At 47.2% G+C, this 19,820-nt stretch carries 17 protein-coding genes; 16 read left to right on the top strand and 1 reads right to left on the bottom strand.

Annotated elements, in window-relative coordinates; all coding sequences use genetic code 11:
• The first annotated feature begins 160 nt into the window (after positions 1 to 160).
• The 8 genes from ACUJFK_RS03615 (at position 161) to ACUJFK_RS03580 (ending at position 9,783) form a co-directional block, all read left to right on the top strand.
• On the top strand, positions 161 to 2,566 hold the full coding sequence (locus tag ACUJFK_RS03615; RefSeq protein WP_445426116.1) for a fatty acid cis/trans isomerase: 2,406 nt from the start codon (positions 161 to 163) through the stop codon (positions 2,564 to 2,566).
• 79 nt (positions 2,567 to 2,645) lie between these two features.
• Entirely contained in the window at positions 2,646 to 3,140 is a 495-nt protein-coding gene (locus ACUJFK_RS03610) for a PaaI family thioesterase (protein ID WP_226749315.1), read from the top strand.
• A 91-nt stretch (positions 3,141 to 3,231) separates the two neighbouring features.
• On the top strand, positions 3,232 to 3,864 hold the full coding sequence (gene gmk / locus ACUJFK_RS03605) for a guanylate kinase (protein ID WP_226749947.1): 633 nt from the start codon (positions 3,232 to 3,234) through the stop codon (positions 3,862 to 3,864).
• Positions 3,865 to 3,923: 59 nt separating this feature from the next.
• Positions 3,924 to 4,199, top strand: a complete 276-nt coding sequence (gene rpoZ, locus ACUJFK_RS03600) for a DNA-directed RNA polymerase subunit omega (protein WP_226749314.1) — start codon at positions 3,924 to 3,926, stop codon at positions 4,197 to 4,199.
• Between the two features lie 123 nt (positions 4,200 to 4,322).
• On the top strand, positions 4,323 to 6,443 hold the full coding sequence (gene spoT / locus ACUJFK_RS03595) for a bifunctional GTP diphosphokinase/guanosine-3',5'-bis pyrophosphate 3'-pyrophosphohydrolase (protein ID WP_445426115.1): 2,121 nt from the start codon (positions 4,323 to 4,325) through the stop codon (positions 6,441 to 6,443).
• Positions 6,444 to 6,448: 5 nt separating this feature from the next.
• Positions 6,449 to 6,841, top strand: coding sequence for a RidA family protein (locus tag ACUJFK_RS03590; RefSeq protein ID WP_226749312.1), 393 nt, complete (start codon positions 6,449 to 6,451; stop codon positions 6,839 to 6,841).
• Between the two features lie 9 nt (positions 6,842 to 6,850).
• Positions 6,851 to 8,935 (top strand): ATP-dependent DNA helicase RecG, encoded by a 2,085-nt coding sequence (gene recG, locus ACUJFK_RS03585; protein ID WP_445426114.1) that lies wholly within the window; start codon positions 6,851 to 6,853, stop codon positions 8,933 to 8,935.
• Positions 8,936 to 8,982: 47 nt separating this feature from the next.
• On the top strand, positions 8,983 to 9,783 hold the full coding sequence (locus ACUJFK_RS03580; RefSeq protein WP_226749310.1) for a putative hydro-lyase: 801 nt from the start codon (positions 8,983 to 8,985) through the stop codon (positions 9,781 to 9,783).
• An 18-nt stretch (positions 9,784 to 9,801) separates the two neighbouring features.
• Here the strand turns inward: ACUJFK_RS03580 and ACUJFK_RS03575 are convergent, their stop codons facing one another.
• Positions 9,802 to 10,815: a diguanylate cyclase domain-containing protein gene (locus ACUJFK_RS03575; protein WP_445426113.1), complete on the bottom strand. Its 1,014-nt coding sequence runs from the start codon at positions 10,813 to 10,815 to the stop codon at positions 9,802 to 9,804.
• Between the two features lie 280 nt (positions 10,816 to 11,095).
• Between ACUJFK_RS03575 and ACUJFK_RS03570 the strand changes: the two genes are divergently transcribed.
• The 8 genes from ACUJFK_RS03570 (at position 11,096) to ACUJFK_RS03535 (ending at position 19,720) form a co-directional block, all read left to right on the top strand.
• Positions 11,096 to 11,884, top strand: coding sequence for a 5-oxoprolinase subunit PxpA (locus tag ACUJFK_RS03570; protein WP_445426112.1), 789 nt, complete (start codon positions 11,096 to 11,098; stop codon positions 11,882 to 11,884).
• On the top strand, positions 11,872 to 12,615 hold the full coding sequence (locus ACUJFK_RS03565) for a 5-oxoprolinase subunit B family protein (RefSeq protein ID WP_445426111.1): 744 nt from the start codon (positions 11,872 to 11,874) through the stop codon (positions 12,613 to 12,615). Before ACUJFK_RS03570 ends, ACUJFK_RS03565 begins: the two co-directional genes overlap by 13 nt.
• The gene (locus ACUJFK_RS03560) at positions 12,612 to 13,610 is read left to right on the top strand and encodes a 5-oxoprolinase subunit C family protein (protein ID WP_445426110.1); all 999 of its coding nucleotides are present in this window, start codon (positions 12,612 to 12,614) and stop codon (positions 13,608 to 13,610) included. The genes ACUJFK_RS03565 and ACUJFK_RS03560 overlap by 4 nt, the downstream gene beginning before the upstream one ends.
• On the top strand, positions 13,607 to 14,515 hold the full coding sequence (locus ACUJFK_RS03555) for a glutamate cyclase domain-containing protein (protein WP_445426109.1): 909 nt from the start codon (positions 13,607 to 13,609) through the stop codon (positions 14,513 to 14,515). Before ACUJFK_RS03560 ends, ACUJFK_RS03555 begins: the two co-directional genes overlap by 4 nt.
• 24 nt (positions 14,516 to 14,539) lie before the next feature.
• The gene (locus tag ACUJFK_RS03550) at positions 14,540 to 15,406 is read left to right on the top strand and encodes an aminotransferase class IV (RefSeq protein ID WP_445426108.1); all 867 of its coding nucleotides are present in this window, start codon (positions 14,540 to 14,542) and stop codon (positions 15,404 to 15,406) included.
• Between the two features lie 177 nt (positions 15,407 to 15,583).
• Positions 15,584 to 16,003, top strand: a complete 420-nt coding sequence (locus ACUJFK_RS03545) for a pilin (protein ID WP_445426107.1) — start codon at positions 15,584 to 15,586, stop codon at positions 16,001 to 16,003.
• A complete protein-coding gene (locus tag ACUJFK_RS03540) occupies positions 15,997 to 16,455 on the top strand; it encodes a pilin (protein WP_445426106.1) in 459 nt (152 codons plus the stop codon). Before ACUJFK_RS03545 ends, ACUJFK_RS03540 begins: the two co-directional genes overlap by 7 nt.
• A gap of 832 nt (positions 16,456 to 17,287) precedes the next feature.
• On the top strand, positions 17,288 to 19,720 hold the full coding sequence (locus ACUJFK_RS03535) for a TonB-dependent receptor domain-containing protein (protein WP_226752135.1): 2,433 nt from the start codon (positions 17,288 to 17,290) through the stop codon (positions 19,718 to 19,720).
• The last annotated feature ends 100 nt before the right edge of the window (positions 19,721 to 19,820 follow it).

The following is a 19,820-nucleotide window of genomic DNA, read 5'->3' as shown; positions in this document are numbered from 1 at the left end:
AACAACACGACAAGCGCCTTAACATCAACAATATTTAATCAATACTAAAAAATCTCATTCTCGACACCACAACGACTTTTAATAGCCGGTTTTTTGGTTGCGGTTAGTAATTTTAGCAAAGAACGGCTAGTATATTTGCTTAAGAAAGTAGGGAGTTATTTTGAAACGGACAGTATTTTTATCAAACAAATGGCGAGTATTACTTGTCTTATGCGCGATTGTTGCGGCGCTGTACTTCGCAGATCGGGCATCACCATTAGCTCGCGGCAAAGCTACCGACAGCCTAACGCAGCCGTTAATCAGCCAAGATCCAGAGCTTGCTGCACATTACCAACAACAGATAAAACCGCTGCTGGAGTCTCGCTGCGTGGTTTGTCATGCCTGTTACGACTCCCCTTGCCAATTGAACATGAGCGCACCGCAAGGCTTTGCGCGCGGCGCGCACAAAGAAAAAGTGTACGATGGCACACGTTTATTAGCCGCAACACCGAACCGGCTGCATCTTGATGCTGCCACCACGCAAGAATGGCGTGAACGTGGCTTTTTTTCAGTGCTGGAAAACCAACAAGTCGATGCGCCAATCACCACCGGTTTAATAACGAAAATGCTGCAATTAAAACAAGCACATCCGCTACCAGACGCTAATGCGATGACAGAACAATTTGATTTAAGCCTGAATCGTCAACAGCAATGCCCAACAGATAGTGAATTTGCTAGTTATGCCAAGGCGCAGCCTTATGCCGGAATGCCATATGCTTTACCCGGTTTAAATGCACAAGAACATAGCCTTTTAACCAACTGGCTTAGCGCCGGCGCTTATTTTCCTGCGGATGCGTCATTACCGGCCGCACACCAAGCCGCTGTGCAGCAGCTTGAGCAATGGCTCAATACTGATGATTTGAAAACTCGGTTAAGTGCTCGCTATATTTACGAGCATTTATTTACGTCTCATTTATATTTCAGCGCACTGCATGATAACAACGAACGGCCGCAATTCTTTCGGCTTTTGCGCTCAAAAACACCACCAGGCCAAGCTATTGAGGTGATTGCCGGGCGCCGACCTTATGATGATCCAGCAGTTGAGCGCGTTTATTATCGGCTACAAGCCGTGCGCGACACCATTGTTAATAAAACACATCAACCTTATGACATCAATGATAGCTTGCTGCAAAAATGGCAACGCTGGTTTAAAGATGCCGACTATCAAGTGAGTGCGTTACCCGGCTATGCCCCCGAGATCGCCGCCAACCCACTGACCGCCTTTAAAGAACTGCCAGTGAACGCCCGCTATCGCTTTATGTTAGAGCGTGCAGAAAATACCATTATGGGCTACATCAAAGGCCCAGTTTGCCGAGGCCAGGTGGCGCTTAATGTCATTAACGATCGGTTTTGGGTATATTTTATTAAACCCGAACTCGCTGAAAGTGCCGCCGTAAATGCTTTTTATCTCTCGCAACAAGACAATTTGCGCTTACCGGCTGAAGAAGAAAGTACCACCTTTGCCGTGAGCTGGGTCGGCTTTGCTGCTCGACAAGGCGATTATCTGCAAGCACGTAGCGCTTTTTTAAATGAGCATTTACAACAAAGCGCCTACCTAACCCCTGACGTGTTATGGGATGGCGATGGCCAAAATCAAAATGCTAGCCTCACCGTTTTTCGGCATTTTGACAATGCCACTGTGGTAAAAGGGTTACTGGGCGAACCTCCTAAAACCGCTTGGGTTATTGATTATGCGCTGCTTGAACGCATCCACTACTTGCTGGTTGCTGGGTTCGACGTTTATGGTAATTACGGTCATCAATTGATGACACGGCTGTATATGGATTTTCTGCGCATGGAGGGTGAATCGAATTTCTTAGCCTTTTTACCCGAGGCCAGCCGCCGCCAAGAATTTGCAGATTGGTATCAGCAAGCAGGTCCAGAACTGACCGAGTTTATTAAAGGTGACATTAACCCCTTTTCACAACCCAGCGGCATCACGTTTCAAACGCCAGATCACAAAGCCGAACTATATCAATTATTTGCAGAGCAATTACACGCTGTGCAACCGCAGCGTTATCAATTAAGCGATAGCCAATTAAACAACAACAGCTTAAACCTGCTCTCTCAATTAGGGCAGCTACAAGGCACCAGTGCGACACTATTGCCTGAGCTTACCATTATTATGCTGGAACCTGCCGATGGCCGTGCCGCAGAATTATTTACGTTGATCCGCAATAGCGCCCACTTTAATGTCAGCAGCCTATTAAAAGAAGAAGAAAACCGTCATCCGGCTGCAGATACCACCACCTTAGTCAGCGGTATTTTAGGCAGTTACCCTGATGCATTTTGGAAAATATCCGAAGCACAGTTGCCTAAAGTTGTAGCACAAGTGCAGCAAATGCACACTGAGCAACAGTATCGACAATTGCTGAACGACATTGGCATTGGTCGGCACCATCCGGACTTTTGGCAGTTTAGTGACAAACTTAACCAGCTGTTTCAACAGCGCTACCCCATTGACGGCAGCTGGCTAGATTACAATCGGTTAGAACATCGGCCATTGCAACAAGCCAAGGCCAACTAGCGCTAAGCGAAATCGCCAATTTGCTTTTGGTCAGACCAGTGGTAAGCTAGGCTAAAGCAAACAATTTTGAGTTTTAGATATGGCAACCTCACTACGCAAAGCCAATTGGTTTTTAAAGTTATTCGCTTGGCGCTATATTCCGCTAATTGGTTTTTGTTCACCGAAAATTGTCCGCATGGATGAAAAAACGGTAGAAATTACCATGCCGCATGCTTGGCGCACTAAAAATCATTTAGGCAGTGTTTATTTTGGTGCTTTGGCCATCGGCGCCGATTTAGCCGGGGCTTTTTCTGTATTTAGTAAAGCCAAAGATCGCGGTGTTAATGCCAACTTTGCCTTTAAAGATGTACAAGGCCAATTTTTAAAACGCCCCGAAGCGCAGGTGCATTTTACCAGCCATGATGGCGATGTGATTGATCAGATGATTGATGAGTCTTTAGCCAGCGGCGAGCGCATCAATAAGCCCGTTTCAGTGGTGGTGACCTGCCCCAGCTTACATGGTACTGAGCCAATGGCCACCTTCACGTTAACCTTGTCGATCAAGGCCAAAGCTAAAAGAAGCGCAAAAGCCTAAGCCGCGACAATTGCACGCAGCGACGACAGGCAGTAAACTTGCTCGCCTATCCTCGTTGCGCCTAAAGGTAACCACTTTGACTGAACACAACATGCAGCAACTTAGCGGCAATCTGTTTATCATTTCTGCCCCCAGTGGCACCGGTAAATCCAGTTTGATCCAAGCCTTATTGCAGCGCCATGCTGATATGCAATTAAGCGTCTCGCATACCACCCGTGCCCCACGGGCCGGTGAGCAAAATGGCGTGCATTATCATTTTACGACGGTCGACGATTTTAAAGCGCGCATTGAAAATCATGAGTTTTTAGAATGGGCCGAAGTCTTTGGTAATTATTACGGTACGTCTCGCGCAGCAATAGAGCGGCAATTAGCCCAAGGTATTGATGTGTTTTTAGACATCGACTGGCAGGGCGCAAGGCAAATTCGCGAACAAGCAGCGGGCACCATTGGTATTTTTATATTACCGCCAAGCTTAACTGAACTGCAGCAACGCCTAACAAATCGCGCAACTGACAGTGCCGAAGTGATTGCTGGGCGTATGGCAAAAGCCCAAAACGAAATGTCGCATGCCGACGAATATGACTATTTAATTATCAACGATGACTTTGCTGCTACGCTGCATCAACTTGAGCAAATTGTACTTTGCCAGCGGCACCGCTTCGCCTCTGCACAACAACGGCAACAGCCATTGCTCGATCAATTGTTGGCGAAACCGATAAAATAGCGTATATTATGCGGTCTTGTAACATCCCTGATTAACCCTGAATATTTCCGGAGTGCTGAATGGCTCGCGTAACCGTTGAAGATGCTGTAGATAAAATTGGTAACCGTTTTGATTTAATTCTGGTTGCAGCACGCCGTGCTCGTCAGCTGGCCGTTGAAGGCAAAGAGCCATTCGTTGAACTTGAAAACGACAAACCCACGGTAGTGGCGTTGCGTGAAATCGAACAAGGTTTCATCACGAGCAGCATCTTGGATGCGCAAGAGCGTCGTGATCAATTACAACAAGAAGCCTCTGAAATGGCAGCAGTCGCGGCCATTATTGGTTCAGATCAGTAAAAATTCCCGTCTAATCGATGTCAGCGGCACTTTAGCCGTTGGCATTCGTTAAATTTAATCGTATATTCTAAACTTTCATCAGCTTGTAACGCTGTCGTTATGCTGTTTTAGTTTGGAGTGCTTGTGTATCTATTCGAAGGTCTGAAAAATCAGATAAGTGCCTATCTGCCACAAGAGCAGGTAAATCTGGTACAACAGGCCTATGTGGTTGCCAGAGACGCGCACGCACCGCAATTTCGTTCAAGCGGTGAGCCTTACATTACCCACCCTGTTGCCGTAACTAGCATCTTAGCGGACATGCGACTCGACCATGAAACGCTCATGGCCGCCTTGTTGCACGACGTGATCGAAGACACCCCAGTTAGCAAAGAAGATTTAAGCCGCTTGTTTGGTGCTACCGTTGCCGAACTGGTGCAAGGTGTCAGTAAGCTCGACAAAGTTAAATTTAAAGACTTTAAAGAATTCGAAACCACGAACCTGCAAAAAATGTTTATGGCAATGACCCAAGACATTCGGGTTATTTTGATTAAACTGGCCGACCGTACCCATAATATGCGAACGCTCGGGGCACTGCGGCCCGAAAAACGCCGCCGGATCGCCAAAGAAACCCTCGAGTTGTATGCGCCTATCGCCAACCGCTTGGGTATTCACAATATCAAAAATGAATTAGAAGATTGGGGCTTCCAAGCGCTCTATCCCATGCGTTATCGGGCGCTCAGTACAGCGGTAAAACAGGCCCGTGGCAATCGGCGTGAACTGTTAGAAAAAGTGCAGCACGATATCCGGCACCGTATCGAGCAAGCCGGTATCAGCGCCGATGTCAGCGGCCGCGAAAAGCATTTGTACAGCATCTATCGCAAGATGAAAAACAAAGAGCTGATGTTCAACGATGTGATGGATATTTACGCCTTTCGCGTGGTGGTAGATAACATCGATAGTTGCTATCGCACGCTGGGCATTATGCATAACTTGTTTAAGCCTATTGAAAGCCGTTTTAAAGACTATATCGCCATTCCAAAACAAAACGGTTATCAATCGTTGCATACGTCGTTAATTGGCCCGCATGGTATTCCTGTTGAAATTCAAATGCGTACTCGCGAAATGGACGAAATGGCCGACAAAGGCATCGCCGCACATTGGATGTATAAAACCAACGGGGAGTTGCCACGTGAATCGACCGCGCAGATCCGAGCGCAGCGTTGGATGCAAAGCTTACTTGAGCTGCAACAATCTGCCGGCAACAGCTACGAATTTGTCGAAAACGTTAAATCTGAGCTCTATCCTGACGAACTTTACGTGTTTACCCCTAAAGGCCTCATTGTAGAATTGCCAATTGGCGCCACTGCAGTTGATTTTGCCTATGCTGTGCATACGGATATCGGTAATCGCTGCGTAGGGGCTAAAGTTGATCGGCGGCCTTACTCCCTCAGTAAACCGCTTGAAACCGGCCAAACTGTCGAAATTATAACCAGCTCAGGCGGTAAACCTAACGCCAATTGGTTGAATTACGTGGTGACTAGCCGCGCCATTTTAGGCATCCGTAACTACCTGAAAAAACAGCAACAAAATGAAGCTATTACGCTAGGTAAACGCTTGCTAACCTCAGCCTTGGGCAGCGTTAAATTAGATGACATTGCCGCAGAACGTATCGAGCAAGTTTTAGCTAATGTGAATCAACAATCCTTAGATGCGCTTTATACTGAAATCGGTCTGGGCAACCAATTACCTATCGCTATTGCAAGGCGCTTATTAGGTGAATTTGAAAGCCAAGAGCCACAAAGCAAAACCCCGCAGCTACCGAAGGGCAATGCCTTTATTGTCGGCTCTGAAGGCATGCTGATTACCTTTGCCAAGTGTTGTCGACCGATACCGGGTGATCCTATTGTGGCGAATGCCACACCGGGTAAAGGATTAAACGTGCATCGTGCGGATTGTCGAAATATCAAAGGCTGGGAGCGCGAACCGGCGAAGTTCTTCCCAGTACGTTGGGATAACACTTCAGAGAAGCAATTCTTATGTGATATCCGCGTCTTTATTATTAATCGCCAAGGGGTGCTAGCGAAGCTAACTTCACTCATTGCTGCGCAAGACTCCAATATTCAAGATCTGTCGACCGACGATCGGGATACCGGCGAATATGTCATTAAAATAACCCTGTCGGTGCGCGATAGGGTCCATCTTGCTAACGTTATGCGCAAAATTCGTGTGCTGCCTGACGTACAAAAAGTATATAAAAGGAAATAGTTTTCATGTCTAAAGTGATTATTCGCACTGATGCGGCGCCAGCCGCTATTGGTACTTACAGCCAAGCGGTAAAAATTGGTACCACAGTGTATTTATCAGGCCAGATCCCACTCGTGCCAGCCACCATGCAATTTGTTTCAGACGATTTTGCGGAGCAAACACACCAAGTGTTTAAAAACTTAGCCGCGGTATGTGAAGCCGCCGGCGGTAGTTTGAATGACATGGTTAAAGTGAATATTTTCTTAATTGATCTTAGCCAGTTTGCTGTAGTTAACCAAATTATGAGCCAATATTTTGCCGAACCCTACCCTGCTCGTGCAGCGGTACAAGTCAGTGCTTTACCACGCGGCGCTCAAATTGAAATTGACGGCGTGATGGAAGTACCGTCTACTCACTAGGCCTGTATCTTGAGCCCAACGCGTTTAGATAATATTGCCATCGCCGTGATCAAAGGCGTTGGCAGCAAAGTAGCGGAACGGCTCGCCAAGCTGGCTATTTTTAGTGTGCAGGACCTGCTGTTTCACCTGCCGCTGCGCTATGAAGATCGCACTCGCCTGTATCCTATTGCCGATTTGCAACCGCTGATCCATGCCACTGTGCAAGGTGAAGTGTTAAGTAGCGAAGTGCAATTTGGGAAAAGACGTAGCTGGTTGGTCACGCTACAAGATGGTAGCGGCCGCATCACGCTGCGTTTTTTTCATTTTTCTGCCGCACAAAAAAATGCAGTAGAAAAAGGCAGCCAACTTCGCTGTTTTGGCGAGGTAAAGCGCGGCCATCGTGGCTTAGAAATGCTGCACCCGGAATATAAGATCATAAACCCGCTGCATACCGAGCAGCAGGTGGCTGAAACCCTAACGCCGGTTTACCCAACAACCGAAGGGCTAAAACAAGCCACGTGGCGCAATCTTACCGATGCCGCCCTCGAATATTTAGATCGCTACGCGCCAGCAGAATACTTACCGGCGCATTTATTGAAACAGCCTTGGTCACTGGCTGATGCGCTGCGTTATATACATCGCCCGCCGCCAGATGCCGCACTCATATTGCTTGAAGAGGGCAAACACCCCGCGCAGCAACGGCTTATTTTAGAAGAGCTGATTGCCCAGCAACTCAGCATGTATAAACTGCGCAGCCAAGCACAACAGCAACAAGCCGTGGTATTAACAACGCCAGAGCCTTTACTGGCACAATTTTTAGCCGCCTTGCCTTTTAGCCCAACCGGCGCACAACAGCGGGTGGTGGCACAAATTCAACAAGATCTTGCCAAACCGCTGCCCATGCTGCGTTTAGTGCAAGGTGATGTTGGCTCAGGCAAAACACTGGTGGCCGCTCTAGCGGCACTTACCGCTATCGGTAATGGCTATCAGGTGGCATTAATGGCCCCGACTGAATTGCTCGCCGAGCAACATGCCGTTAATTTTCAACGCTGGTTTGCACCACTGGGCATCGAATTAGCCTGGCTGGCTGGTAAAACCAAAGGTAAAGCTCGGCAAAGTGCCTTAGATGCCATTGGCAGTGGCCAAGCCCAGATGGTGATTGGTACCCATGCGCTGTTTCAGCAGCATGTCGAATTTCGCCGCCTCGCGTTAATCATTATTGATGAGCAACACCGTTTTGGGGTGCATCAACGCCTAGCGCTTCGTGAAAAAGGCGGCATTGTTGCTCACTACCCGCATCAATTAGTAATGACGGCAACGCCGATCCCCAGAACCTTGGCCATGACCGCTTATGCCGATCTCGACACCTCTATTATTGATGAGTTGCCACCGGGCCGTACGCCCGTCACCACGGTGGCCATCCCGGATAGTCGCCGCGACGAAGTGATGGCGCGCGTCCGTCAGGTAGTTACCGAGCAAAAGCGCCAAGCCTATTGGGTGTGTACACTCATTGAAGAGTCTGAAGTGCTGCAATGCCAAGCCGCAGAAGACACCGCCAGTTTATTGCAGGCCGCCCTACCTGAATTAAAAATTGGTTTGGTACATGGCCGCTTAAAAAGCGCAGAAAAACAACAACTGATGCAGCAATTTAGCCGTGGCGAGTTAGATTTATTAGTGGCAACAACCGTTATCGAAGTTGGCGTTGATGTGCCCAATGCCAGCTTAATGATTATTGAAAACCCTGAACGGCTGGGCTTAGCGCAATTACACCAGTTACGTGGCCGCGTCGGTCGCGGTAGCGCAGTATCACATTGCGTATTGCTGTATCACGCGCCGTTGTCTCGCACCGCACAATCGCGCTTAGCCGTATTACGCGAAAGTAATGATGGTTTCGTTATTGCGCAGCGCGATTTAGAAATTCGTGGCCCGGGCGAATTACTCGGTACCCGACAAACCGGTTTAATGCAGTTTAAAATTGCCGATTTAACCCGAGATAGCGCCTTACTGCCGCAAGCCGGCGCCATTGCCGCACGGCTATGGCAAGATTCACGTGAAGATAGCTTACAATTAATCAAACGCTGGCTGGCCAATAGTGAAATCTATGGCAATGCTTAACGCGCTGCAAACTCAATAAAACCCCATAACACTAAGCCGGAGTTGGTATGTCACAACCTAACCCTTTGCAACTGAGCCCTTTGCAAATTCGTCAGCAATGCCGCAGTGGCGCTTTTAGCCGCAACACCTCTGGGTTGGCGCCTGGTTTTGTACAAGCTAATATGGCGATTATTCCCGCCGCTTATGCGGCTGATTTTTTGCAGTTTTGTCATTTCAATCCGAAACCCTGCCCCTTACTGGGCATGGCGGCTACACCTGGCGCCATTGACATGCCGCAGTTAGCTGCCAATTTAGATATTCGCAGCGACTTACCACGTTATCGGCTATTTCGACACGGCGAATTTACCGAAGAAGTTACCGACTTAGGTGCAGTATGGCGGGATGATTTAGTTACTTTTTTAATCGGTTGCTCGTTTTCATTTGAAGAAGCGCTACTGGCCGATGGCTTGGAAATTCGTAATATTACCGAGCAGAAAAATGTCCCCATGTACAAAACCAATATTCCTTGCCAAAGTGCTGGGGTGTTTAGCAGTAATATGGTGGTCAGTATGCGACCAATGCAGCCTGCCGCAGCGATCCGAGCCATTCAAATTTGCTCGCGTTTTCCACAAGTACATGGTGCCCCGGTGCATTTTGGTGATCCGGCCCGGATTGGAATTCAGAATATCAATCAGCCCGATTACGGTGATGCGGTTAGTATTAAAGAAGGCGAAGTGCCGGTATTCTGGGCGTGTGGTGTAACGCCACAATTGGCCATAGCGCAAGCGAAACTGGATTTTTGTATCAGCCATGCCCCAGGCCATATGCTGATCACAGACTTACCCAACAGCAAATTAGCCGTACTTTAAACGGCTGAGTGGCTTAGCTTAGCGTCGAAAAGTGTTAACGATAATGACACCCCGCCCTGAGTTTTTGGCTTGATACAGTGCCTTATCGGCCAGTAGCAGTAAATCGTCACTGGCGCCTTGTTCGCTAACCGCCACACCAATACTGATGGTATGAGACTGGCCATGTAACGTGGCCAAATATTGCTGTTGAATGCGCTCGCTAATTTGCAGCGCATCTAGCCTTTTACAGGTCGGCAAAACCAACATAAATTCATCTCCACCCAAACGCGCTGCAAAATCATAATCGCGGATATTCAAGGTCAAGATGTTCGCCAGTGCTTTTAATGCATCATCACCGGCCTGATGGCCAAAGTTATCATTCAGTTGTTTAAAGTTATCAAAATCTAGCGCCATTACGCTGATATCAGAATCCGTTGATTCCTGCTCAATACAACTTTGCCATAAATCTGCAAAACCACGTCGATTTAATAAACCGGTCAGCGGATCTTGCTCGGATAACATGCGCAGCGATTCTTTATCTTGAAAGGCTTGTTTTAAATGGCGACGCGAAGTTTGTAAGCGCCGCTGTAATTTAATTAAACGCTGCCATTGGGAAACTTGCCACGACACCGCTTCGGCAATTAATTGGATCTGCTCGTATTGTTCAGTATTAAGTTCGGTTTCGTTCACGCTGGTACCACACAAGCTGCCAATCAACCGATTGTTATATTGCACCGGTAAGGCAAAAAACGTATTCATGCCCGATTTGGCTCCAATACTGTCAGGGTATCTTTTAGCCACGCGACTTTGGATCCAGCCTTCATCATTAAAAATCAATCGGCACATTGAATCATGCCATTCGAGTTCATCACCAGCGACAATATTAATTTCGCCATCACCCGACACCGCCACCACTTGCTGACGGCCTGCCACCGGATCGATATAGGAAACAAATGCGGTTTCTAAACGCGAAATTCTATTCACCAGTTGGATTAAAGGTAACAAAGCCTTTTGCAAGGTTCTGAGCCGACTTTCTAATTCACTACTATCCATAAAAGATCCGTCGTTTCTGAAAATGGACACTGCTACACTTTAGTAAAGCACAGGCTCAGCCAAAGCTGCAGCGAAATAACGAATATTCTCGCTAGGTTGATGCTTTTTAATTAAAAGCGGTTATTTAGCCGCAAAACTGCAGCAAAGCACCACCGCAGAATAGTTTATTCTTAACAAATTAAAGCCTGAATATTTTATTATTTGCGCGGTTAGGCAACTGGACATTACATAGCGTCTCACGCACACTATGACAGTTTAGAAAGACGTTAGCGGAGCCGTTATGACAGTACAACAGATCTCGTCAACTGCAGCAGACATGCCTCGAGCCCCCCTGTTACTTAACTGCGATCTCGGCGAAAGTTTTGGTAGCTGGCAAATGGGGCGTGATCACGACGCCATGCCACATATCGATCTTGCCAATATCGCCTGTGGTTTTCATGCCGGCGATGCTAATGTTATGGCGCAAACCCTCAGCCTAGCCAAACAACACAAGGTGACCATTGGGGCGCATCCCAGCTATCCCGACTTACAAGGTTTTGGCCGGCGCAGTATGCACTGTTCAGCAGCAGAAATTCGCCATTTGTTACATTATCAAATAGCCGCACTCGATGGCATGGCGCAATGCCAAGGTATGAGTGTTAGCTACGTGAAACCACATGGCGCTTTATATAATGATATGATGAGCCAGCCTGCGGTATGGCAAGCGGTATTAGCAGCCATTGCCAGCTATCATAAACCCCTAAAATTAATGATTTTAGCCACTGTCGACGCCGCTTTACTAAAACAGCAAGCCGCCACAGCCGGTGTGTCTTTATTTTTCGAAGCCTTTGCTGATCGCCGTTATACCGACCAAGGCAAGCTAACGCCTCGCGCTCAAGCCGGTGCCGTGTTACATGGCGCAGAAGTGCTCGAGCAAGTCGACCAACTACTGAAAAGCGGCACCGTGACCACCGACACCGGCCGTACTCTCGCCTTGCAAGCCGATACACTGTGCGTACACGGTGATAACCTTGAAGCCATCGCACAATTGCAACAGATCCGAATGCGAGTCAATGCATGTCAGAGATAAATCTTAACCGCTCAGATCTGTTGGTGGGCGGCTTATCCGCTGCAGATTATCATTTACAAATTGCCGGTGAAAATGCGTATATATTGTATTTAACTACGCAGCAAATTAGCCCTGGCGCAGCGCTGCATATTCAAACCGCTATGCAGCTATTACAGCCGTTAGTCGGCACGGTGTTAGTAGAGTTATTACCCTCTTATGCCTCATTACTCATTACCTTTAATCCGCTGCAGCAAAGCCACTTAACACTGCGGCCTCAATTAGTTAAGGCTTTAGCCAAACCTGCAGCAAAATTAGCGACCAGTACGGCCAAATGCGTAGAGTTGCCCGTGTGGTATAGCGAACAAGACGATCTAGATTTAGTGCGGGTGGCCAAAGCCACAGGCTTATCGGTTGCAGAAGTGATTGCACTGCATAGCCAGTGTAGTTATCAGGTATATGCCATTGGCTTTGCACCCGGTTTTGCTTATTTGGGTGAACTCCCGGCCGCACTGGCGCTACCACGCTTAAGCACACCACGCGCCAAAGTACCGGCCGGTGCAGTCGCCATTGCCGATCGCCAAACCGCGGTGTACCCCGCCGCTTCACCTGGTGGCTGGCATTTGTTAGGGCTTTGCCCGGTACCGATGTTTAACGCCAAACAACAACCGGCGATGCCGGTGGCCGTGGGCGATCAGGTCAATTTTGTGCCGATCACCGCGCGCGACTATAGCTTGCTAGGCGGTCTAGTATGACGAGCATGACGGTACTGCGCATTATTAGCCCTGGAGTGTTAAGTTTACTGCAAGACCAAGGCCGCTTTGGCATGGGGGCGCTGGGTTTAACCCAAGGCGGCCCACTCGATTTACACAGCTTTCGCTGGGCTAATGCGTTAGTGGCCAACCCTATTAACAGCACACTGATTGAACACAGTGTGGGCGGCTTAACATTACAAGCCGTTGCAAACTGCGTGATCGCGGTCACGGGTGCAGAATTAGCCTTAAGCTTAAATGGCAAGGCGGTGCAGTGCTGGCAGGCATTAGCGCTTAAAGCCGGTGACGAAATTGAACTGGGCATGTGTAGCCGTGGCTTACGGGCTTACATTGCGGTTGCTGGCGGTATTGCCGCCCCTGCTCAGTTTGGCAGTAGCGCCACCGTAATGCGCGAGGGGATTGGCGGCTTGCAGCAAAACGGTCAAAAGCTTACCGCAGGGGCTGAGCTCGCTTTAGCAACCAAAGCAAACAGCCATATCAACACCAACAAAGCGCCGGTTGCCGCCGCCATTCGTCAACGCACCTTACCTGGCACCACTCCTCTGCAACTGCGTTTAATTGAAGGCTATCAAGCTGCGTTGTTTAGCGCCACCGCGCGGGCGCAGTTTTACTTGCATACTTATCAAGTCAGCCCACAGTTCGATCGCATGGGCTACAAGTTAAACGGCCCTGCCATTCGTTGCAGTACCAGCCAGTTGTTATCCGAGGGGATCAGCTATGGCGCCGTGCAAATTCCACCCGATGGCCAACCGATAGTGCTGTTAAACGATCGGCAAACCTTAGGCGGCTATCCGAAAATAGGCAATGTGCTGTCTCTTGATTGTTGGGCGCTGGCGCAGGCCAGTAGCGGCACACAGCTTAATTTCAGCCCAATTACCGCTGCCGATGCGCACAATGCTACTCATTTAGCTGCCGCTAGGTTACAACGCGAATATCAACACTATGGCATTAGCCCGACTGTTTTGGACACCCTATGACACACGCTGCGCCCAATACCGCCTCAAGCCAACCCATGGTGAACTTAAAGCAATTAAGCCAACAGCTGGAAAACTGCTTGGTGGAGCGCAATTTACGCGGTATGCAACTGTTACAACCGCATTTACGCCCCGGTTATTTGCTGCGCGCCGCGCGGTTGTTTAATTTACCCGCCGGCAGTACGGTATTAATTGGCACTGGCTTTCCGGTATTAGAGACCTTTGAAACCGATGGCCCGGTCGGTGCCATTGCCCTGTATCAATGCGCACTAAACATGCAACTAAAGCCGATTATTGTTTGTGGTGATCCGCTGTTCAGCGTGTTAAGCCAGCGTTACCAGTGCTATGCACTGCGGGTCAATCAATATCAACAGTTAGCGCAAATTGCCACAGAGGCCTTAGCCGAATTAAAACCGGCTTTAGTACTGGCGATCGAGCGCCCCGGTTTTAGTGCCAATGGCCGCTATATGAATATGCGCGGTGAAGATATTTCGGAGCGCTGCGCCAGCTTTGATTATTTTTTAGAGCAAGCCGCTTGCCCCACCTTGGCTATTGGCGATGGTGGCAATGAAATTGGCATGGGTAATTTAGCCGCCGTTTTGGGCCAATTAAATATCACACCCAGTGTTACCGAATGCGATGAACTGGTGATTGCCGATGTTTCCAACTGGGCCGCCTGGGGCATTATTGCCATGGTGTCGGTTTTACGCGGCGAAAATTTACTGCAACAAGCCAACCTACTGGAACTACTACAATACCTTGTTGCTAACGGCTGTATTGATGGCGTCACCCGCGCCAATACCTTAACAGAAGATGGTTTACCTTATAGCGAGGGTGCAGCTCTGATTGCCCGCATGCAGCAATGGGTAAAAGATGCGTTAAACCCCGTTGCTACCCCAACCCTTTAATTTTTTAACTGACACGAGATATCCATGAGCACAGTCTATTTAAACGGTCATTTTATACCTGCCAGCGAAGCGAAAATATCGCCTATGGATCGCGGCTTTTTATTTGGCGACGGTATTTACGAAGTGATCCCGTCATACCATGGCCGTTTTGTTGGGTTTGCACCGCATATCACGCGCCTACACAATGGGCTAGCCGAGCTGCGCATTCAACATGGTATGCAAGCCGCAGAGTGGGCCGACATTTGCCAGCAATTACTGACGCTCAATCAACCGAGCATGGGCGATAATCTCGCGGTGTATATTCAGGTCAGCCGTGGCACTGATAGTAAGCGCAACCATGCCTTCCCAACCGATATCCGCCCAACGATCTTTGCTTATGCCTTTGCCATTGCGGCAGAGCCCATCGCCGATAAGCAACACGCCACCACCTATCATGCGGTAACCGGTAACGATTTACGCTGGCAGCGTTGTCATATTAAATCCACCTCGCTGCTTGGTAACGTGCTGCACTACCAACAAGGTAAAGAGCAAGGTGCGCAAGAAATCTTATTGTTCGATCGTGAAGGTTTTTTAACCGAAGGTGCCGCCGTTAATGTGTTTGTGATTAAAAACGGAGAAATTGCTACGCCGCCGCTTTCTAATAAATTGCTACCCGGCGTTACACGCTTGCTGCTATTACAGATTTTACGCCAGCATAGCCAGCTAAAGGTGGTTGAGCGCGACATCAGTTATGATGAGGTATTGGCCGCCGATGAGATCTGGTTAACCAGCTCCAGCAAAGAGATTGCGCCTGTCACGCAGTTGAATAATCAACCGGTCGGTAACGGCCAAGTCGGTGATATTTGGCTACAAGCACAACAGTTATTCAGCCAATACAAATACAGTATCTAGTACTTTATTGTTATTTATTTGTGCTGCTTTATTGCGCAACAACGGTCAAAAAGCTTTTATAGAGCAATAAATTAGCAACTTTTTAATTAGATTAAAAAATAGTGCTTGCGAAATGTGAAAAACCGTCCAGAATAAGAACTAGCCCAAGTGGCTAACAAAACTCAGGAGATGTAAATTATGAAACGTGTACAACAAGGTTTTACCTTAATTGAATTAATGATCGTAGTAGCGATCATCGGTATTTTGGCTGCGATTGCTTTACCTCAGTATCAAACTTACACTAAAAAAGCACGTTTTGCTGAGGTGGTTTTAGCTGCACAATCAGTTAAAAGTGCCATAGATGTCTGTTATCAAACACGAGGTGCTGGTGTTCTTACAGCTTGTGATACAGCTGAAGAAATTGGTGCAAATCTAACAGGAGCTGCAGCAGGTGGTAACGTTGCTTCAGTAGCAATAACTGCAACGACAGCTGTAATTACCGCTACTGGTGATGCAACGACAGTAAACGGTGCTACTTTTACTCTAACACCAGCTGAAACTAATGGTTCATTAACATGGACTCAAGGCGGAACTTGTATCGCTGCGGGTATATGCTAATTTTTACAACAAATAAAAGAGGAAGAAGATTATCTTCCTCTTTTTTTATCAGAGGTTTTACACTTTTAGAGTTAATGATAGTCGTTGCTTTAATTGGCATTTTGTCCTCGCTCGCCATTCCTCAATATCAAAATTATTTTAAACGTTCAAAATTTACGGAAATAATTTTACAAACTACAAAAATAAAGTCTGCTATTGATGTTTGCTATCAAACAAGAGGTGCAGGAAATTTAGCCCTTTGTGATACAGCTACAGAGTTAGGCATTTCAACAGTTGATATCACAAATAACCCAAATATTTCTTCTATTAATATCTCTGCAAATAGTGCAATGATCACTGTTACCGCTAATAGCAACTTAGATTCAAAAACTTACATTTTAACGCCAACACCAACCAATGGTAGCTTGGTATGGAATGAATCTGGAAGTTGTTTAGACGCAGGTATTTGTTAAATAACACCTTATGGGTCACCCTTTAGCCTCTCGGTGTCAATAGCATAAGCGAACTCGCGCGCACGCAAGTGCGCGTGTTTTTTTATTCCTTGTAAACCAATAACCTTCGCATTTTAGTTCTCGTTGGTGGTTGTGCGTGTAGCGCACCCGTCACCGATCAGGATCAAGTCTCTGGACTCACTGCGTCCTGCCCCTGGCTGCTTGTCGCCCCAGAAAACCCTCTGTTCTCTTGCTTGTCCAAGTGATGCCGCTTTGCTGCGACAGAATCATGGCTTTAAACCAACATCTTGATGGCTCAAGCAGCAGGCGATGTTACAGATACCGAATACAGATAACTCGGCGCCCTTATAACTTGTCGCCGTTGATATGGGTGTTAATAAGATGGCGTTGCGTTTAATTACGCCCTCTAAATTCTCACACTAACGAATGACCTTTTAAATTAACCAGAAAGCAACGATGCCAATACCGAACCTCAGTAGTCATGTCATTTTTTTCAAAAAAAAACCTGTTTAGTTATTAACCACTCTTGACGACTGCAAATTTTAGAGGTAAAACGTTTAAGATAACTTTAACGTAGCATATCAACTCGAAGACACAACCAAGTTTATGTTTGAAAGCGCTTAGCTAACTTTGCTGTTTTTGGTTAAAACAAGCAAAATTAACTTAGTCTGCTACTATAAATCAAAGAATGCTGCAAAAGCACACTTGATAATGAAATTATACAAACGTTATTTTTCGGCTCTCATCTGAAACGATTTAGAAGAAGCCAAAAAGTAGTCTGAATCACCGTATGATAATAATATTTTTTCAAGACCGACAAGGGAGACACCAGATGAAAACAACACCAAATCGCCGTTCTTATTTGGCGCTGGCTATTAGCTTAGCCTTAACTGCTAATGCTGCGCAGGCGCAACAAGACAACACCGAGACTGAAACCGCAAATGCTGAACAAGCTGCTGAGCCCACCGGTTTGGGCTTTGAACGTATTATCGTTACAGGTTCTGTCTCACGTAATCAAACCGTAATGCAATCTAGCGTATCAGTGAGTGCTTTGACACTAGAAGATATTGATGCGAGTGCGCCAAGATCAACTGCCGAAATCTTCCGTATGCTGCCCGGTGTACGCAGTGAATCAACCGGTGGTGAAGGTAACGCTAACATCGCTGTTCGTGGTTTACCGGTTGCCGCAGGCGGTGCTAAATTTTTAACTTTACAAGAAGATGGCTTACCCGTAGTACAGTTTGGTGATATTGCCTTTGGTAACGCCGATATCTTTGTGCGTGCCGATGCTACCCTCTCGCGGTTAGAAGTGATCCGTGGTGGCTCAGCCAGTACGCTTGCCAGTAATTCACCTGGCGGTGTGATTAACTTTTTAAGTAAAACCGGTGCCGATAATGGCGGCAGTATCGCCATGACGACCGGTTTAAATTACGACCAGTTCCGTACAGACTTTGAATACGGTGGCGATATTAATGCGGATACCCGCTTCCATTTGGGTGGTTTTGTTCGCCAAGGCGAAGGCATTCGTGATCCTGGTTACCAAGGTGAACGTGGTTATCAAATAAAAGCCAATCTCACTAAAGAATTTGATACTGGCTATGTACGGCTTTATGCCAAACACTTAAATGACCGTGTTGCCAGCTATATGCCAATGCCAATGCGTGCCGATGGCAGCTCAGTAGCAGGCTACGATTCGCAACAAGACACCTTACAATCCGTGTATTTAACCGAGACCGTGCGCTTAAATGGTGCCAATCAGATCTCGCGCGGTGATATTCGTAACGGGATGAATCCTGAAGTGAATAGCTTCGGTGTAGAAGCCGTTTTTGATTTAGATGATAACTGGACACTGGATAACCGCTTCCGCATTAGCAGTGTTAGCGGCAATTTTATTACACCCTTCCCAGCCGAAGTGGATAATAGTCAAAGTATTGCCGACAGTATTGCAGGGCCAGGTGCGGTCGTTCGTTACGCCGTAGGACCTCAGGCTGGCGAGCGTTATGATGCCAGTGCCAATGCGATGCGTATTCATACCTTTGATGTTGAGATCAACGATTTCGGTTCAATGGTTAACGACTTAAAACTGTCCCGAAGCATTGGTGAAGTGGATGTGACTTTAGGCTATTACATCGCCGATCAGACTATTGATATGTCTTGGCTGTGGAATTCCTATTTTATGGCCTTAAAAGGCGATAACGCAGAACTACTTGATGTTACCGCTGCAAATGGCACAGCGTTTTCTGAGAAGGGTTTATTAGCTTATGGCGTGCCATTCTGGGGCAATTGTTGTCAACGGAATTACAACACCGATTACAGCATCAAAGCACCTTATGCCTCTGCAAGCTGGGGCTTTGGCGATTGGTCATTCGAAGCCAGTATTCGTCGTGATATGGGTGATGCGACAGGTACCTATGCAGGTGCTGTACAAAGCAGCCGTGATATGAATGGCGATGGTGTCATTAGCCAAGTTGAACAAAGTGTTTCAGGTATCGACTTAGCTAACCCACAGTTAGTGAATTATGACTGGAGTTACAATTCTTACTCAGTTGGTGCTAACTACCAATACAGTAATGATTGGGCAGTGTTTGGTCGCATCAGTAAAGGTGGCCGTGCTAATGCCGACCGTTTACTGTTTGGCAAAGTCAATGCTGATGGTTCAGTAGCAGCACAAGATGCGGTAGATCAAGTAAAACAGTACGAGTTTGGTAGCAAGAGCCGTCATGGTAATTTAAACCTGTTCGCCACAGTGTTTTTTGCTGAAACCGATGAACAAAACTTTGAAGCCACAACTCAACAGTTTTTTGACCGCGTATATGAAGCCAAAGGTGTTGAGTTAGAGAGTAGCTATCGGATTGGTGATTTCGATTTCCGCGGTTCTGTGACTTGGACGGATGCTGAAATCAGCCAAGATGCACTTAATCCAGCGGTAGTAGGTAATACGCCACGTCGTCAAGCCGACTTTATCTATAACTTATTAGCACGTTATACGATGGATAACGCACAGGTCGGTTTCACTGTAGTCGGAACGACCGGTGCCTATGCGCAAGATAACAATGATCTGAAGTTTGATGCTTATACACAGTTCAATGCGTTTGCTAACTATGAGTTAGCTCAAAACTTAACGCTTTCACTGAATGTAAATAACCTGTTCGATACTGTGGGTATTACTGAAGCTGAACAAGGCAGTGTTCCAGCAAACGGGATTATTACGGCCAGAACCATTAACGGTCGCACCGCTTCGTTAGGCATACGTTACCAATTCTAAGTGAGTTGAGCGCTTTTCTAACTAGCAATGTGAAAAGAGATATGTAAAGCTGCATTAACGTGCAGCTTTTTCTTTTTAGAAAATCTAATCTGCGTCGGTA

This window comes from Alishewanella sp. HL-SH06 (assembly GCF_052656265.1).
This window is presented reverse-complemented; position numbering and strand designations above follow the sequence as displayed.

What these genes read in the sequence shown, in the direction of transcription:
- ACUJFK_RS03610 (WP_226749315.1), top strand. Translation starts at nt 2,646, where the DNA reads ATGGCAACCTCACTACGCAAAGCCAATTGGTTTTTAAAGTTATTCGCT.
- gmk (WP_226749947.1), top strand. Translation starts at nt 3,232, where the DNA reads ATGCAGCAACTTAGCGGCAATCTGTTTATCATTTCTGCCCCCAGTGGC.
- rpoZ (WP_226749314.1), top strand. Translation starts at nt 3,924, where the DNA reads ATGGCTCGCGTAACCGTTGAAGATGCTGTAGATAAAATTGGTAACCGT.
- ACUJFK_RS03590 (WP_226749312.1), top strand. Translation starts at nt 6,449, where the DNA reads ATGTCTAAAGTGATTATTCGCACTGATGCGGCGCCAGCCGCTATTGGT.
- ACUJFK_RS03580 (WP_226749310.1), top strand. Translation starts at nt 8,983, where the DNA reads ATGTCACAACCTAACCCTTTGCAACTGAGCCCTTTGCAAATTCGTCAG.
- ACUJFK_RS03575 (WP_445426113.1), bottom strand. Translation starts at nt 10,815, where the DNA reads ATGGATAGTAGTGAATTAGAAAGTCGGCTCAGAACCTTGCAAAAGGCT.
- ACUJFK_RS03570 (WP_445426112.1), top strand. Translation starts at nt 11,096, where the DNA reads ATGACAGTACAACAGATCTCGTCAACTGCAGCAGACATGCCTCGAGCC.
- ACUJFK_RS03565 (WP_445426111.1), top strand. Translation starts at nt 11,872, where the DNA reads ATGTCAGAGATAAATCTTAACCGCTCAGATCTGTTGGTGGGCGGCTTA.
- ACUJFK_RS03560 (WP_445426110.1), top strand. Translation starts at nt 12,612, where the DNA reads ATGACGAGCATGACGGTACTGCGCATTATTAGCCCTGGAGTGTTAAGT.
- ACUJFK_RS03555 (WP_445426109.1), top strand. Translation starts at nt 13,607, where the DNA reads ATGACACACGCTGCGCCCAATACCGCCTCAAGCCAACCCATGGTGAAC.
- ACUJFK_RS03550 (WP_445426108.1), top strand. Translation starts at nt 14,540, where the DNA reads ATGAGCACAGTCTATTTAAACGGTCATTTTATACCTGCCAGCGAAGCG.
- ACUJFK_RS03545 (WP_445426107.1), top strand. Translation starts at nt 15,584, where the DNA reads ATGAAACGTGTACAACAAGGTTTTACCTTAATTGAATTAATGATCGTA.
- ACUJFK_RS03540 (WP_445426106.1), top strand. Translation starts at nt 15,997, where the DNA reads ATGCTAATTTTTACAACAAATAAAAGAGGAAGAAGATTATCTTCCTCT.
- ACUJFK_RS03535 (WP_226752135.1), top strand. Translation starts at nt 17,288, where the DNA reads ATGAAAACAACACCAAATCGCCGTTCTTATTTGGCGCTGGCTATTAGC.